Raw genomic sequence first — 13,563 nt, 5'->3', positions numbered from 1 at the left:
GAAGGAATTTATCCATGTTCCATCACACACCGTTGGCCGGCGCTATCGCGCTGGTCATTGGCAGCTTTGCCGTGCCTGTCGTGGCTGCCGAAACTCAACCCTCCGCCAGCAGCGATCACCTGGACACCGTGGTGGTACTCGGTACCCGGCGCAGCGATATCACTGCGCTCGAAAGCGCCGCTCCCATTGATGTGCTGTCCAGCGAACAGTTGGAACAGACCGGTGCCAGCGACTTGTCCGGCGCCCTCACCGCCCTGTCACCGTCGTTCACCTATCCGCAGTCGCCCCAGGGCGCCTTCGCCGGCTCCATCGCCCAAGGCGCATCATTGCGCGGCCTGGCATCCGATCAGGTGCTGGTGCTGGTCAACGGCAAGCGCCGACACACCAGCGCCAACGTCACCCGCCAAAGCCTGGTCAACGGACGTGGCGCGGCAGCGGTCGACCTGAGTCTGATTCCCCTGAGTTCGATCCAGCGCGTGGAAATCCTGCGCGACGGCGCGGCGGCCCAGTACGGCTCCGACGCCATCGCCGGGGTCATCAACATTGTGCTCAAGGAGAAAGACGACGGTGGCAACCTCGGTTATCGCTTCGGCGGCTACGACAAGGGCGATGGCATCCAGCGCAAACTCAGCGGCTGGAAAGGCATTGCCCTGCCCAATGACGGCTTCCTGACCCTGAGTTTCGATGCCGGCAGCCAAGACCCGGCCAGCGACACCAACCCGGACAACCGGATTTTTTATCCGGGCTCCACCAGCATCAACACGCCCCGTGAGCAGAACAACCGCTATCGCACCTGGCGCTGGGGATCGGGCAATGTGTCGGACCAGTACAACTTCGCCGCCAACAGTGAAATGGGCATTGGCGACGGTTTGACGGCCTACGGCTTTGCCACCTACTCGCACAAGAACACCGACGCCGAAGGCTTCTTCGACCCGCCCACGACGTTGCGCAACAACTACAGCAGCACCGCGTTGCAACGCTTCCCGGACGGCCGTGTACCGATCACCCGTTACTCGCTGGAAGACTATGCGTTGACCGGCGGCCTGCGCTACGAAAATGAACAACTGGGCAAGTTCGACTTCGCCGTCAACCACGGCGACAACACCCTGAAGTCCACCGACCGCAACGCAATCAACCCCAGCTGGGGCGCCAACAGCCCGGAAAAAATCTTTACCGGCGAACGCGACGCCGACCAGACCAACGTCACCCTCGATTGGGTGCGGGACTTCCCGACCGACCTGCTGTTCAAACCCCTGACACTGTCCGCCGGCTTGGCCTGGCGCCGTGAAAACTACGAGTTGAGCGCAGGCGAGCCCGCTGGCTGGCAAAACGGCCCGCTGTTCAACACGGTCGACCCGCTTACCCGACGGCGTATCCCGGGCTACTACTCGGGCATCACTCAGGTCGATGCAGCCTCCCTGGACCGCAACGTAGCGGGCGCCTATGTCGACGTCGAAGGCCAGATCACCGAGAAATTCCAGGCCGGTGTCGCCCTCCGCACCGAGCACTACTCGGACTTCGGCGATACCACCAACGGCAAATTATCCTTGCGCTACGACTTCACTCCGCAGATCGCCGCACGAGCCACCGCCAGTACCGGTTATCGCGCACCCTCCCTGGTGCAGAGCGGGCTGTCCTCGTTCAGCGTGCAAGTGGTGGAGCAGCCGCCCGGCAGTGGCAACTTTGTTGAAGTGCAGCAGCGTACGTTGCGAGCCAACAGTCCAGAGGCAGCACTGCTGGGAGGGACATCGCTCAAACCGGAAGAATCCACCAGCTATTCCCTGGGCCTGGTCTGGCGTCCATTGGCCAATGCATCGGTGACGCTGGACGCCTACCGCATTGATATCGACAACCGCATCACCCTCTCCGACCAGTTGCCCGCGTCAGTGGTCTCACCGATTTTCGCCGGTACCCCTTACGCGAACATCCAGAGCGCGGCCTTCTACACCAACGTCGCTGACACCCGCACCGACGGTGTCGAACTGGCCAGCAACTATCAGTTGGACCTGCAACGATGGGGGCAACTGAACCTGAGTGCGGGAGTGAGCCAGAACAACACCAAAATCACCGCCCTGCGCGACGTCGGCAACATCAAGGGTTCGCAGATTGTCGGCCGCACTACCCAAGGCCTGATCGAGGATGGCACTCCTGAATCCAAGCTGATCCTCAGTGCCAACTGGCTGTATGAGAGTTGGGGCGTCACCGTGGCCCAGCGCCGCTATGGCGAATGGAAAAGTCTTAACTCGACCAACCCGAACCTGGACCAGACCTACAGCCCGCAATGGGTGACGGACCTGGACTTGTCGTACACCTTCAACAAGGCGCTGAAAGTGTCTGTGGGGGCGATCAACCTGTTCGATACCCATCCGGACAAGGCTGAAGGAGCGCAGTTGTACGGCGTGCCGAAGTACTCGATCACCAGCCCTGAAGGCGCCCAGGGTGCGTTCTACTACACCAGCGTCAGTTACGACTTCTGAGTGGACTGCTGCCGGGGTGTTGCCCTGGCAGCAACGGGTGCTGATCAGGCATCAATTACACCGACACACGTCCTGTAGGAGCTGGCTTGCCAGCGATGCGGTCAGCAAGATCTACGTTGCCTGCACCGCCGCCATCGCCAGCAAGCCGGCTCCTACGGATTTAACCGGCCCGATCCCGCCGCACTGGCACAGCTCTTGCGATACCCCTTCGGTACTTCGCCGAAATAAGAACCGCCATGCGTACTCAACGTCTGTTGTCCTCCCTGAGCTGGCTCATCTCTCCTGTTGCCCTATTGTTGCTGTGGGCGGTGGTAGCCGAGGCCGGGATTTTTCCGCGCAACCTGCTGGTCCCTCCCGCTCAGGTATGGCGGACTTTCGAAGCGCTGTCGGCCAGTGGTGAGCTGCTCGAACACCTGCTCAACAGTCTGTCGCGCCTGGGGCTGGGGTTCGGCATCGGTTCACTGTGCGGACTGGCGTTCGGCGTGCTCATGGCCTTGTCGAAAAACGTCGAGATCTACTGCTCACCGCTGTTTCACACCTTGCGCCAGATTCCCAGCATCGCCTTGATCCCGATGTTCGTGTTGCTGTTCGGCATCGATGAAACCTTCAAGATCATCATCGTTGCCAAAACCGCATTCTTCCCGGTCGCGTTGGCCGCCAGCGAAGGCGTCAAAGCCATTCCACGCAGCTATTTCGAGGTCGCAGATGTGTATCGCCTGCGCTGGCCGACATTCGTCCGGGAAATCGCCCTGCCCGCTGCCGCGCCGCTAATCATCACCGGTTTCCGTATCAGCCTGACCCGCGCCTGGGTGGTGCTGGTGGCCACCGAGTTGCTCGCCGCCGACAGTGGCCTGGGACAGATGATCGAAATGAGCCGGCAAATGTTACGCATCGATGTGGTGATGGTCGGGATTGTGGTGACCGGATTGATCGGTTTCACCCTGGATTTCAGCTTTCGCCAACTGGAACAGCGACTGTTCCGCTGGCAGACCCGCTAGGAGCCTTAGATGTCTGGACTTATTGCAAAATCCCGTGGCCTGTTGCTGCCGCTGTTGTTGATCGGCGGCTGGGAATACCTGTCGCGCCAGGACGCGGCGGGGGCTTATGCCTTTGTTCCGCTGTCGACCATAGGCGCAGCCTTGCTCGAGTTGCTGGCCAATGGCGAACTGCTGGTGAACCTGTTGGCCAGCCTGGCACGCACCAGCGCCGGTCTGGCGCTGGGCATTTTCTTTGGGGTCCTGTTGGGCGTGTTGATGGCGCTGTCAGGAACGGCCAATCGGTTGATCGGGCCGCTGTTTCATTCGATCCGCCAGGTGCCCATGCTCGGCTGGATTCCGCTGATCGCCATGTGGTTCGGCAACGGCGAATTTTCCAAGGTGCTGATCGTGAGCCTCGCGGCTTTCTACCCCATGGTTCTCAACACCTATCAGGGCTTCAGCCATGTCGAGCAGCGCTATCGCGAGGTCGGCCAGGTGCTGGTGCTGAGCCGCTGGCAACGGTTTCGTCATGTGCTGCTGCCGGCGGCGCTGCCAAGCATCGCCACCGGTGTGCTGCATGCGCTTGCGTTTGCCTGGGTCACGGCGGTAGGCAGCGAGTTATTCCTGTCTTCGGGAGCCGGTCTGGGCAACCTGATGATGAACGCCGAAGCCGGCTCACGCATGGAAGTCATCGTCCTCAGTGTGCTGTGCATCGGTCTGTGCGGTTACCTGATGACCCTGCTATTCACCCTTCTGAGCCGCCATTTTCTGCGCTGGCGCAACATTCGTTGAAAGGCCACTCCATGAACGCAATTGCCCAACATGTCCTGCCCCACAGCACCCCGCTACAGTCCGGCGCGCTGCAAATTCGCGGCCTGAGCAAGGCCTATCGGATCGAAGGCCAGCCTTTGCCAGTGCTGCGCAGCATCAACCTCGACGTTCGCCCCGGCGAGTTCGTCAGCATCGTGGGTGCCAGCGGCTGCGGAAAATCCACGCTGCTGCGGCTCATCGTCGGGCTGGAGGCCGACTATGAGGGTGACATTCTGCTGGATGGCAAACGGGTCGTGGCCACCAGCCTGGAGCGCGGAATCGTGTTTCAGGATCACCGTCTGTTCCCGTGGATGACACTGCGGCAGAACATTGCCCTGGCCTTGAAAAACCATCCACTGTCACAAACGCAAAAAGACCGATTGGTGGCCGAACACATTGCGCTGGTCAACCTTGACGGCTTCGAGAATGCCTACCCACACCAGTTGTCCGGCGGCATGGCGCAACGAGCAGCCATTGCCCGGGCCCTGATCAACCAACCGAAAGTGCTGTTGCTCGACGAACCCCTCGGCGCGCTCGACGCGTTGACCCGGGTACGCCTTCAACACGAACTGCAGCGCATCTGGGTGCAACAACGCTGCACCGTCATCATGGTTACCCACGATATCGAAGAAGCCCTGTACCTGGGTGACCGGGTGATCGTCATGGACGCCCATCCGGGACGGATCAAGCACGAAATCAAAGTCGACTTGCCTCATCCCCGGGATCGGGCTTCAACCGTGCTGCAAGGCTACAAGGAACAACTGCTGGAGGAACTGGTGGGGCATTGAAGCCCGGACCGGTTCATCGACGCGTGGAAAAAACACAGGATTCACAGGAGTAAACAAATGGGCAATGTCCAAAGCCCCGCCAGTCTGCCGCAAGTGTTCCAGAGACCGGACCTCGGTGAACTGCTCAACCTTGGCCGGATTTTTCGAGAGCCCTTGGCGCTGTCTCGCCTGCAACGAACACCTCAACGGTTGTTGAGTCGTCCCGAGGTGGTCTTGCTGGGCGTGTTGGCGCTGGTCCTGCATGGAGCGGTGATTGTCTGGGTCAACCAGATACCCGCGCCGGCGCTGCCTGTGGTGCCCCCGGAAATTCCGCCGATGACCATCGAGTTCTCGCAGCCGGCGCCACCCGTTGTCGAACCACCTCCGCCCGAGCCGATTGCCCAGCCCGTGGTGGAGCCGCCTCCACCGGTGGAAGATGAATTGGCCGTGAAACCGCCACCGCCCAAGCCGATACCCAAGCCCAAGCCTGTGGTCAAGCCTGTGCCGAAACCGGTGGCCAAACCCGTGACACCGCAACCTGCCCCGCCCGTAACACCACAACCGGTGGCCGCGGCGCCAGCACCTGCTGCACCGCCTACCCCTCAACCCGTGACCCCGGCTTCGGCGACTGCCGGTTACCTGCATAACCCGGCGCCGGAGTACCCATCCCAGGCCATGCGCCGAGGCTGGCAAGGCACGGTGTTGTTGCGCGTCCATGTGTTGGCCAGCGGTAAACCCGGTGAAATCCAGATTCAGAAAAGCAGTGGCCGCGAGTCGCTGGACGACGCCGCACTGGCCGCCGTCAAACGCTGGAGTTTCGTCCCGGCCAAGCAAGGCGACACCGCACTGGACGGCTGGGTCAGCGTGCCCATCGACTTCATAATCAAGTAATTCAACCCTATCGAGACCCGCGGGCTACCTGACAAAAGGCGCATCGCAACAACTGATCTAATGCCTTGTTGGAGCGCCCGACCATGAACCTACTCACCTCCCCCTTCGAATCCATCGAACACGCCGTCATCTGGCTGTTGATCGTCTTCTCCATCGCGACCTGGGGCCTGGCCTTGCTCAAGGGACTGCAGTTCACCCGACTCAAGGCGCATGACCGAAAATTCCATCGGCAGTTCTGGGCCGCGTCGAGCCTTGAATCGGCCGCCGATTTCGCCAACAACCTGCCTGGCGCCGCAGCCCGCGTTGCGCTTGCCGGTTACAACGCCATTCAGGTCAGTGACAGTCAGAACGCCGACCTCAGCCAGTCGATCAATCATCAAGACCGCCTTGAGCGCGCCTTGCGCCAGCAGATCGTGCGTGAACGGCGCTCGTTGGAAACAGGCTTGGCAATACTCGCCAGTATCGGCAGCACCTCCCCGTTCATAGGCCTCTTCGGCACCGTTTGGGGGATCATGTCCGCGTTGAAAGGGATCAGTGCGGCGGGCTCTGCGAGCCTGGAAACCGTGGCGGGCCCCATCGGTGCCGCACTGGTCGCCACCGGCGTCGGTATTGCTGTCGCCGTGCCGGCGGTGCTGGTCTACAACTATTTCCTGCGTCGCCTGAAGTTGACGGCAGCAGACCTGGATGACTTTGCGCACGACTTCTACAGCCTGGCGCAGAAACACGCCTTCCGTGTGCTGCTGAGCCCTGTCGTGGGTAAATCCGGCGCCAACACCTCCGGGCAGAAAATCAAGGAGGCGTCCTGATATGGCCTTCTCTACACAAGACAATGACGAGGTGCTCAGCGAGATCAACGTCACGCCCCTGGTAGACGTGATGCTGGTGCTGTTGGTGGTGTTCATCGTCACCGCGCCGCTGCTGACCAATGCGATACCGATCAACTTGCCCAAGACCGAAGCCGTGGCACCGGTGGAGCAGAAAGACCCACTGGTGGTGAGCATCGACGGCGCCGGCAAACTGTTTATCAACAAGGATGAAATCCAGCCGGACTTGCTGGAGTTCAACCTGCAGGCGGCGAAGGCCAAAGACCCGGAAGTGCGCGTGCAATTGCAGGCCGATGACGGCGTGAATTACGGCGAAGTGGCCCGCGCCATGGCTTCGATCGAGCGGGCGGGGATCACCAAACTGTCGGTGATCACCGCGAGGTAAACCGCACGCGGTCACTGTAGGAGCCCGGCTTGCCGGCGATAGCGGTCTTCAGGGCCACATCGCTGGCAAGCCAGCTCCTACAGGTATGGGTGGGTGGATCTCAGCAATGCGCGCTGGCATGCTCAACGCGATGAAACAACCGGTTGAAATACACCAGGCTGTCGCGCGGCTCGCGCACGCCGACCTTCGTCAGTTCCACGAACATCACCGAATGCGATCCCACTTCCTTGCACTCGCTGATCCGCCCTTCCAGCTGTACCAGGGCATCGCGCAGCACTGGCACATCGGCCGCGCCGTCGTCCCACAGGTCCCAGGCGAAGCGCTCGGCCATCGGCACCTGGGTCATGCCGGCGAAGTGCCGGGCCAGTTCTTCCTGCTCGCCACACAGCACGTTGACGCACAGGTGGCCGTTGGTGCGGAACACGTCGTGGGTGGCGCTGTTGCGGTTGACGCACACCAGCACCGTGGGCGGCGAGTCGGTCACCGAGCACACAGCGCTGGCGGTGATGCCACAGCGCCCGCCCGGGCCGTTGGTGGTGATGATGTTCACCGCCGCCGGCAACTGCGCCATGGCGTTGCGAAAGTCGATTTGCTGCTGGCTCAGGTCGGCCATGTCGATGCCCCTTCCTTCTGGAGGACCGCCGTTGCGCGGTCCGTAGGTGATGGAACAAGACTAAGGCGGTGGGCGCGGCACAACCATTCTGACGATCCCCATGGCGGGGTTGGGTTTCCGCTAGTCGTCTAGGTGGTTTCTTTATCGCAAGGGCCGGCCACAGTGGGTATTCTGCTTACTGGCTCCACAAAGATGAGCCGATGCGTGCCGCGCGTTCGCGTGCGAAAACAATAATTAAAAAACTTTCGTGGCAGCCCCGATGGAAACCCGTAAACCGATTGTTTATATCGTTGACGACGACAAAGACCTGCGCACTTCCCTGGCCTGGTTGCTGGAGTCGGTGAGCGTGCAGGCGCAGTGCTTTGCCGGCGCCGAAGAGTTCCTCAGTCAATACGACCCCAAGCAGCCCGCCTGCCTGGTGCTCGACGTGCGCATGCCGGAGACCAGCGGTTTCCAGTTGCAGGAAATCCTCAATCAGCGCGGCAGTACCTTGCCGACCATTTTCGTCTCGGCCCATGGTGATATTCCGATGTCGGTCACGGCGATGAAGAACGGCGCGCTGGATTTCGTCGAGAAGCCTTACAACCCGCAGCAGATGATCGACCGCATCCAGGCCGCGCTGAAGACCGCCGTGCATGCCCAGGCCGATCAGCAGCAGCGTCAGAACCTGCAAGGCAAGCTGGCGCTGCTGACCAGCCGCGAGCGCGAAGTGCTGATGCTGGTGATCGATGGCAAAGCCAGCAAGGTGATCGCCCGGGAGCTGAACATCAGCGTGAAAACCGTTGACGTGCACCGCACCAAGATCAAGGAAAAGATGGGCGTGTCCAGCATCGCCATGCTGGTGCGCGAGGTGCTGCATTTGCCGGTGGATGAGCCGGTGCGGCACTGAGGAATCTGCGCGGTCATGAGGCCTATTCGCGAGCAGGCTCGCTCCCACAGGGACTCTCGCCGTTCACAAATTATGTGTTCGCTGGAGATCCACTGTAGGAGCGAGCCTGCTCGCGATGAGGCCAGCAGGCTCAACATCAATGCCGGTTGTCAGTTCTGGCTATACCGCTTGCGATAAGCCCCCGGCGACACGCCGAAGCGTGATTTGAAGGCCGACGAGAAGTAGCTGGAATCCGAGAAACCCCAGGCATAGCACAGCGCCGAAAGCTTCTGCTCGACATCGTGGCGGCGCAGGTTTTCGGCGCAGAAGTCCAGGCGCCGATGCTTGATGTATTGCGCCACCACCAGGCCGCGCTTGGAGAACATCCGGTACAGGCCGCGTACGGAAATCCCCACTTCACGGGCGATCAGTTCGGGGCACAGTTCCTCGTCGCTGAGGTGTGTATCGATGAAGGCGATGATCTTGCGAAATTGCCGTTCATGGGGATCGGCGCCACTGTCGCGGGCGCTGATGCCCGGCAGCAACAGGCTGGCCAGGGCATCGAGCACGGCCTCGCTCTCCTGCATCTCCAGCCCATCCTGCTGGCGGGTTTCCAGCACCAGCTTGTTGGCCATGGCCGCCAGGGGACTGCTGGCCGCGATGCGCGTGGCGCAGTTGACGGCATTGAAGTGCGAGCCGCGCTCGACCACCTGGCGCGGCAAAATCAGCGACAGCTGTCGGCAATCGTCGTTGTAGATCATGTCGCTCGGACGGCTGGCGTCGATCAGCGCGATGTCACCACAGCCCAATTGCGCGCGGTTGTCGCCCTGCTCCAGCTGTGAGCTGCCACGCATCTGGAACACTGCGTAGTAGTGGCCGTCGCTGCTGGTGCTGACGTCCTTGCTGGTGCGATACAAATGCACATGCGCCATGTCGACCACACTGAGGTTGATCGCTCCGCTGCGAAATTCCGCCAGTTCGCCGTAGAAATCGGTGTCCAGCGCCCGGGCATCGAAACGCCCACAGGCCTGGTTCACCTGGCTCAACCAACTTTCGAACGCCTCGTTGCGCACCGTCGATGCTGTAATCATGTCCGCAAAGCCTCACGTTTTTGTTGTTATTTTTCGACCGCTTCAGCGAGCGGTTCGTCAAAACCGTTGTTTCTGTAGCCATCGCCTCCCTCGATGGCCGCCGGGCGCCCATTCAACAGACTCCGGCGCATGCTTTCCAGCTTTCCTTAGTCTTAGATGTCCAATACCAGACGAGCGGAAAGCGCCCGGGAAACACAGGCGCAGATCTGCTTGTTGGACGCTTTTTCCTTGTTGGAAAGGCAGTTGTCGCGGTGCTCCGGCACGCCGTCGAGCACTTCGACGATGCAGGTGCCGCAGATGCCTTCGCGGCACTCGGTGTCGATGTCGCAGCCGTGGGCTTGCAGCACGTCGACCAGGCTGCTGTCAGCCGGCACGTGCAGCACCACGCCGGAACTGGCCAGCTCCACGTCGAAACTGCCGGTCGGCGCGCTGTTGGCGGCCGGGTCCGCGGCGAAGTGTTCCAGGTGAATGGCGTCGTCCGCACGAGTGCGCGCGGCAACCTCCACCACTTTGTTCATGAACGGTGCCGGGCCGCAGGTGTAGACATGGGCGGTGCTGCCGGCGCGTTCCAGGCATGCGCTCAAGGCGCCGTCCAGATCCGCTGGCTCCACGCCGTAGTGAAACTCCACATGATCGGCAAAGTTTGTCGCCAACAGCTCGGTAAACGCGGCGTACTGCGCCGAACGGGCGAAATAATGCAAGCGGTACGGCTGGCCGCTTTCCGCCAGTCGATAAGCCATGCTCAGCAGTGGCGTCACGCCGATACCAGCGGCGAACAGCACGTGTTCACGGGCACTTTCATCAAGACGGAACAGGTTGCGTGGCGCCCCCATTTCCAGCTCCATGCCTTCTTGCACCTGCTCGTGCAGCGCCAGGGAACCACCGCGCGACTGCGCTTCTTTCTTCACCGCCACCAGATAGGCGCGGCGATCCTGCGGCGGACTGCACAGCGAATACTGGCGGGTCACCCCGGTCGGCCCGGTGAGGTCGACGTGGGCACCCGGTTCATAGGTGTCGAGCGGCTGGCCGTCACTGCGCACGAGGCGAAAGGAGCGGATATCCAGCGCTTCGTCGACGATCCTTTCGATCTTCACCTTCATCATTGCATCACCTGAATACTGTTATTTCGGTTAAACACAAACAACTAAAAACCTGAGTCATGCATTGCACTTGCGGCGAGGGGGCTTGCCCCCGTTCGGCTGCGCAGCAGTCGTAAAATCTATGTTGCTGCCGAAATTTTTGGGGCCGCTTCGCGACCCAACGGGGGCAAGCCCCCTCGCCACAATGGATCGTGTCGCGGCGCACATCTCAGCGCATGAACAAGCCGCCGTTGACGTCTAGGCACGCGCCGGTCACAGAGGTCGCGTTATCGGCGATCAGCAGCAACACGCTGTCGGCGATGAACGCTGGGTCACCGAGGGTACCGGCCGGGATCATCTTCAGAATCTGCTCCAGACGCTCCGGCGCCACGGTTTCACGCACCACCGGCAAGTCCAGCGGACCTGGCGAGATGCTGTTGACCGTCACGCCTTGCGGGGCCAGTTCACGGGCGAAGACTTTGGTCAGGGTCGCCACGCCGCCCTTGGCCGCCGCGTAGTGCGCGCCGGTCGCGGTGCCGCCGTTCTGCCCGGCCAGGGACGCGATGTTGACGATGCGCCCGAAGCCGCGCTCGGCGAAGTGCGCACCGAACACCTGGCAGGCCACGAAGGTGCCGCGCAGGTTGATCGCCATCGACTCGTCGAACTCTTCCGGCGTGATGTCCATCAGCGCGGCGACTTTCGACACACCGGCGTTGTTCACCAGGATGTCGGTGCCGCCCCAGCGCTCGGCGAGCAGGTCACGGGCACGCTGAAAGTCGGCCTTGCTGCGCACATCCAGCTCAATGGCGACAACCGTGGCGCCGCTGCCATCGAGCTCGGCGGCCAACTGCTGTACGCCATCAAGACGCACATCGGCCAAACCGACGCGATAACCCGCCGCGTGCAGACGGCGGGCGATGCACTCGCCCAGTCCACGCGAGGCACCCGTTACAAGGGCTACTCGACTCATGATGTTGCCCTCACAAAAGGAAGCCGAGCGCGCTCAGGCTGTCGGTGGAGTTGATCAGGCGCACCACTTTGCGCTCCAGGCTCGGCACGCCGTCGGTGAAGCGGATACGGTGATTGAGGTCGGCCACGAACGGCGTGTGCACGCCGCGCTTGTAGGCATACAGCAACTGCGCCGAGTTCACTTCGACGATGTCACCCGCCGCTTCCACCAGACGGAAACGCGAGACCGTGCGGATGGTTTTCGCCGCGTCCACCGCCGACGGCGAGTAGCCAGCGGTCAGGCGTTCGATGCGCAAGTCACGCATGCGTGCATCGTCGTAGGCATAGTTGAGCGTCGCTTCGAAGTCTTCGGTGTCCGGGTCGATCGGCACGATGTACTTGCCGCTTTCGCTCCACAGGGTCGCCCATTCGGCGTAGTGCTTGTGGTCGAGCAGTTCGGCTTCGCGCCAGATGAATTCGATGGCCTGGGCCAACGGGCCGGAAAAACCGTTCAGGGTGTCGTGATTGCTCATTGGCTCATCATCCTTTTCCACATGTCGTAGGCACCGCGCATGCCGCCTTCGTCGGTGGCGTGGCTGACCTTGTCGCCGTTTTCAGCAGTGATTTCGCGGTTCAGGCCGCGGTTGACCAGGATCGGCGCATCGACGCCGGCGTACGAGCCGCGCTGCACGCGGTCCCAGGCCTCGGCATCGTCCGGGCTGCCGAAACCGAATGGGCCCTGGAAGTGTTCGTGGATGCGCATGCGCTCGCGGTTGGCGATGTCCGGGCCGCCGTCCATGCCGAGGGCAACGTGACGGATCTCGGTCTCGGTGACCGACACCGGGCGCAACACGCGCAAGAACGACATCGACATGGCGACGTTGGGGAACAGGTTCAGGTTGAAACCGGCGCCGTGCAGCGAACGCACGATGCGACGGACCTGATCGGCCGGCATGGTTTTCGACAGCTCTTCGGTGACGTGGGCGAAGCGTTCCTGCAACTGCTCGGTGCCGTCGTCGTGATCGAGGTCGACGTGCTCCGGCACCATCACCATCACGCTGTGGCCATTGCCCAGCGAGTGGGTCACGGCTTGTTCGTCGGTCATGAACGAGAGCATTTCCGAGGTTTCTTCATCCACCGACGACATGAACGACTTGTGCACGATCGGGAAGTGGTAACCGTCGGTGGTGTTTTCCAGCTGGATCTTCCAGTTGCCCTTGAAGCTGAACTTGTGTTCGCCCTGGGTCTTGATCGGGTAGCCGGCACCCTGTTTCATGAACAGGTCCATCCAGTGTTTGGCGCCACCGAGGAAGTCTTCCAGCGGTTCGATCTCGTCGTTGTAGCTGGCGAAGACCATGCCGGCGTAGCTTTCAACGCGCAGGCTGGTCAGCGGCAGTTCGGATTTCTCCAGGATACCTTCGTAGCCATCCGGATACGGCAGTGCGCGCAGCTTGCCGTCCAGGCCATAGGACCAGCTGTGGTACGGGCAGGTGAAACCGGTGGCGTTGCCCTTGTGCTTCTCGCACACGGTGGCGCCGCGGTGGCGGCAACGGTTTTCCAGCACGTTGATGTTGTTCTTCTTGTCGCGCACGACGATCACCGGGCGGCGACCGATGGTGGCGGTCTTGAAGTCGCCGCTGTTGCGCACTTCGCTTTCGTGGGCCACCCACACCCAGGTGCGGTAGAAAATCTTGTCCAGCTCGGCTTCGAACAGTGCCGGATCGTTGTACAGCGAGACGTCGACGCGGTCATGCTGGACCAGGTCTTCGGGGCTTTTCGACGTCGCGATCAGCCGGTATTCATGAGTGCTCATGCGGTTCTCCTCATGGCTTC

At 61.6% G+C, this 13,563-nt stretch carries 14 protein-coding genes; 8 read left to right on the top strand and 6 right to left on the bottom strand.

From position 1 onward, the window contains the following. Positions 1-14 precede the first annotated feature (14 nt). From B0D71_RS16515 to B0D71_RS16485, 7 genes are all read left to right on the top strand, one after another. Positions 15-2,477, top strand: coding sequence for a TonB-dependent receptor plug domain-containing protein (locus B0D71_RS16515; protein ID WP_103395711.1), 2,463 nt, complete (start codon positions 15-17; stop codon positions 2,475-2,477). A 236-nt stretch (positions 2,478-2,713) separates the two neighbouring features. Continuing rightward, a complete protein-coding gene (locus B0D71_RS16510; protein ID WP_103395710.1) occupies positions 2,714-3,475 on the top strand; it encodes an ABC transporter permease in 762 nt (253 codons plus the stop codon). Between the two features lie 9 nt (positions 3,476-3,484). Continuing rightward, the gene (locus tag B0D71_RS16505) at positions 3,485-4,246 is read left to right on the top strand and encodes an ABC transporter permease (RefSeq protein ID WP_103395709.1); all 762 of its coding nucleotides are present in this window, start codon (positions 3,485-3,487) and stop codon (positions 4,244-4,246) included. 11 nt (positions 4,247-4,257) lie between these two features. Then, positions 4,258-5,052: an ABC transporter ATP-binding protein gene (locus tag B0D71_RS16500; protein WP_103395708.1), complete on the top strand. Its 795-nt coding sequence runs from the start codon at positions 4,258-4,260 to the stop codon at positions 5,050-5,052. Positions 5,053-5,109: 57 nt separating this feature from the next. Further along, positions 5,110-5,922: an energy transducer TonB gene (locus tag B0D71_RS16495; RefSeq protein WP_103395707.1), complete on the top strand. Its 813-nt coding sequence runs from the start codon at positions 5,110-5,112 to the stop codon at positions 5,920-5,922. A gap of 83 nt (positions 5,923-6,005) precedes the next feature. Then, positions 6,006-6,728 carry a MotA/TolQ/ExbB proton channel family protein gene (locus tag B0D71_RS16490; RefSeq protein WP_103395706.1) on the top strand — a complete coding sequence of 241 codons (723 nt, stop codon included), beginning with the start codon at positions 6,006-6,008 and terminating at the stop codon, positions 6,726-6,728. A gap of 1 nt (position 6,729) precedes the next feature. Continuing rightward, a complete protein-coding gene (locus tag B0D71_RS16485) occupies positions 6,730-7,131 on the top strand; it encodes an ExbD/TolR family protein (protein WP_103395705.1) in 402 nt (133 codons plus the stop codon). A gap of 100 nt (positions 7,132-7,231) precedes the next feature. Here B0D71_RS16485 and hpaC read toward each other — a convergent pair whose 3' ends face one another. Then, positions 7,232-7,744 carry a 4-hydroxyphenylacetate 3-monooxygenase, reductase component gene (gene hpaC, locus B0D71_RS16480; protein ID WP_103395704.1) on the bottom strand — a complete coding sequence of 171 codons (513 nt, stop codon included), beginning with the start codon at positions 7,742-7,744 and terminating at the stop codon, positions 7,232-7,234. Positions 7,745-8,003: 259 nt separating this feature from the next. Between hpaC and B0D71_RS16475 the strand changes: the two genes are divergently transcribed. Next, complete coding sequence (locus tag B0D71_RS16475; RefSeq protein ID WP_085728180.1) at positions 8,004-8,633, top strand: response regulator transcription factor; 630 nt, start codon at positions 8,004-8,006, stop codon at positions 8,631-8,633. 149 nt (positions 8,634-8,782) lie between these two features. Here the strand turns inward: B0D71_RS16475 and feaR are convergent, their stop codons facing one another. The 5 genes from feaR to B0D71_RS16445 all read right to left on the bottom strand — a co-directional run bounded on the left by feaR (position 8,783) and on the right by B0D71_RS16445 (position 13,543). After that, a complete protein-coding gene (gene feaR, locus B0D71_RS16470; protein WP_103395703.1) occupies positions 8,783-9,703 on the bottom strand; it encodes a transcriptional regulator FeaR in 921 nt (306 codons plus the stop codon). A gap of 152 nt (positions 9,704-9,855) precedes the next feature. Then, on the bottom strand, positions 9,856-10,806 hold the full coding sequence (locus B0D71_RS16465; RefSeq protein ID WP_103395702.1) for a PDR/VanB family oxidoreductase: 951 nt from the start codon (positions 10,804-10,806) through the stop codon (positions 9,856-9,858). A gap of 205 nt (positions 10,807-11,011) precedes the next feature. Next, positions 11,012-11,752 carry an SDR family NAD(P)-dependent oxidoreductase gene (locus B0D71_RS16455; protein WP_103395701.1) on the bottom strand — a complete coding sequence of 247 codons (741 nt, stop codon included), beginning with the start codon at positions 11,750-11,752 and terminating at the stop codon, positions 11,012-11,014. 10 nt (positions 11,753-11,762) lie between these two features. Beyond that, complete coding sequence (locus B0D71_RS16450; RefSeq protein WP_056853758.1) at positions 11,763-12,263, bottom strand: aromatic-ring-hydroxylating dioxygenase subunit beta; 501 nt, start codon at positions 12,261-12,263, stop codon at positions 11,763-11,765. Further along, entirely contained in the window at positions 12,260-13,543 is a 1,284-nt protein-coding gene (locus tag B0D71_RS16445) for an aromatic ring-hydroxylating oxygenase subunit alpha (RefSeq protein ID WP_103395700.1), read from the bottom strand. Before B0D71_RS16445 ends, B0D71_RS16450 begins: the two co-directional genes overlap by 4 nt. Between the last annotated feature and the right edge of the window lie 20 nt (positions 13,544-13,563).

Origin of the sequence: Pseudomonas laurylsulfativorans (assembly GCF_002906155.1) — a bacterium.
Lineage (GTDB): Bacteria > Pseudomonadota > Gammaproteobacteria > Pseudomonadales > Pseudomonadaceae > Aquipseudomonas > Aquipseudomonas laurylsulfativorans.
The sequence above is the reverse complement of the archived record's forward strand: the minus strand, read 5'-3'. Positions and strand labels throughout refer to the sequence as shown.

What these genes read in the sequence shown, in the direction of transcription:
- B0D71_RS16515 (WP_103395711.1), top strand. Translation starts at nt 15, where the DNA reads ATGTTCCATCACACACCGTTGGCCGGCGCTATCGCGCTGGTCATTGGC.
- B0D71_RS16510 (WP_103395710.1), top strand. Translation starts at nt 2,714, where the DNA reads ATGCGTACTCAACGTCTGTTGTCCTCCCTGAGCTGGCTCATCTCTCCT.
- B0D71_RS16505 (WP_103395709.1), top strand. Translation starts at nt 3,485, where the DNA reads ATGTCTGGACTTATTGCAAAATCCCGTGGCCTGTTGCTGCCGCTGTTG.
- B0D71_RS16500 (WP_103395708.1), top strand. Translation starts at nt 4,258, where the DNA reads ATGAACGCAATTGCCCAACATGTCCTGCCCCACAGCACCCCGCTACAG.
- B0D71_RS16495 (WP_103395707.1), top strand. Translation starts at nt 5,110, where the DNA reads ATGGGCAATGTCCAAAGCCCCGCCAGTCTGCCGCAAGTGTTCCAGAGA.
- B0D71_RS16490 (WP_103395706.1), top strand. Translation starts at nt 6,006, where the DNA reads ATGAACCTACTCACCTCCCCCTTCGAATCCATCGAACACGCCGTCATC.
- B0D71_RS16485 (WP_103395705.1), top strand. Translation starts at nt 6,730, where the DNA reads ATGGCCTTCTCTACACAAGACAATGACGAGGTGCTCAGCGAGATCAAC.
- hpaC (WP_103395704.1), bottom strand. Translation starts at nt 7,744, where the DNA reads ATGGCCGACCTGAGCCAGCAGCAAATCGACTTTCGCAACGCCATGGCG.
- B0D71_RS16475 (WP_085728180.1), top strand. Translation starts at nt 8,004, where the DNA reads ATGGAAACCCGTAAACCGATTGTTTATATCGTTGACGACGACAAAGAC.
- feaR (WP_103395703.1), bottom strand. Translation starts at nt 9,703, where the DNA reads ATGATTACAGCATCGACGGTGCGCAACGAGGCGTTCGAAAGTTGGTTG.
- B0D71_RS16465 (WP_103395702.1), bottom strand. Translation starts at nt 10,806, where the DNA reads ATGATGAAGGTGAAGATCGAAAGGATCGTCGACGAAGCGCTGGATATC.
- B0D71_RS16455 (WP_103395701.1), bottom strand. Translation starts at nt 11,752, where the DNA reads ATGAGTCGAGTAGCCCTTGTAACGGGTGCCTCGCGTGGACTGGGCGAG.
- B0D71_RS16450 (WP_056853758.1), bottom strand. Translation starts at nt 12,263, where the DNA reads ATGAGCAATCACGACACCCTGAACGGTTTTTCCGGCCCGTTGGCCCAG.
- B0D71_RS16445 (WP_103395700.1), bottom strand. Translation starts at nt 13,543, where the DNA reads ATGAGCACTCATGAATACCGGCTGATCGCGACGTCGAAAAGCCCCGAA.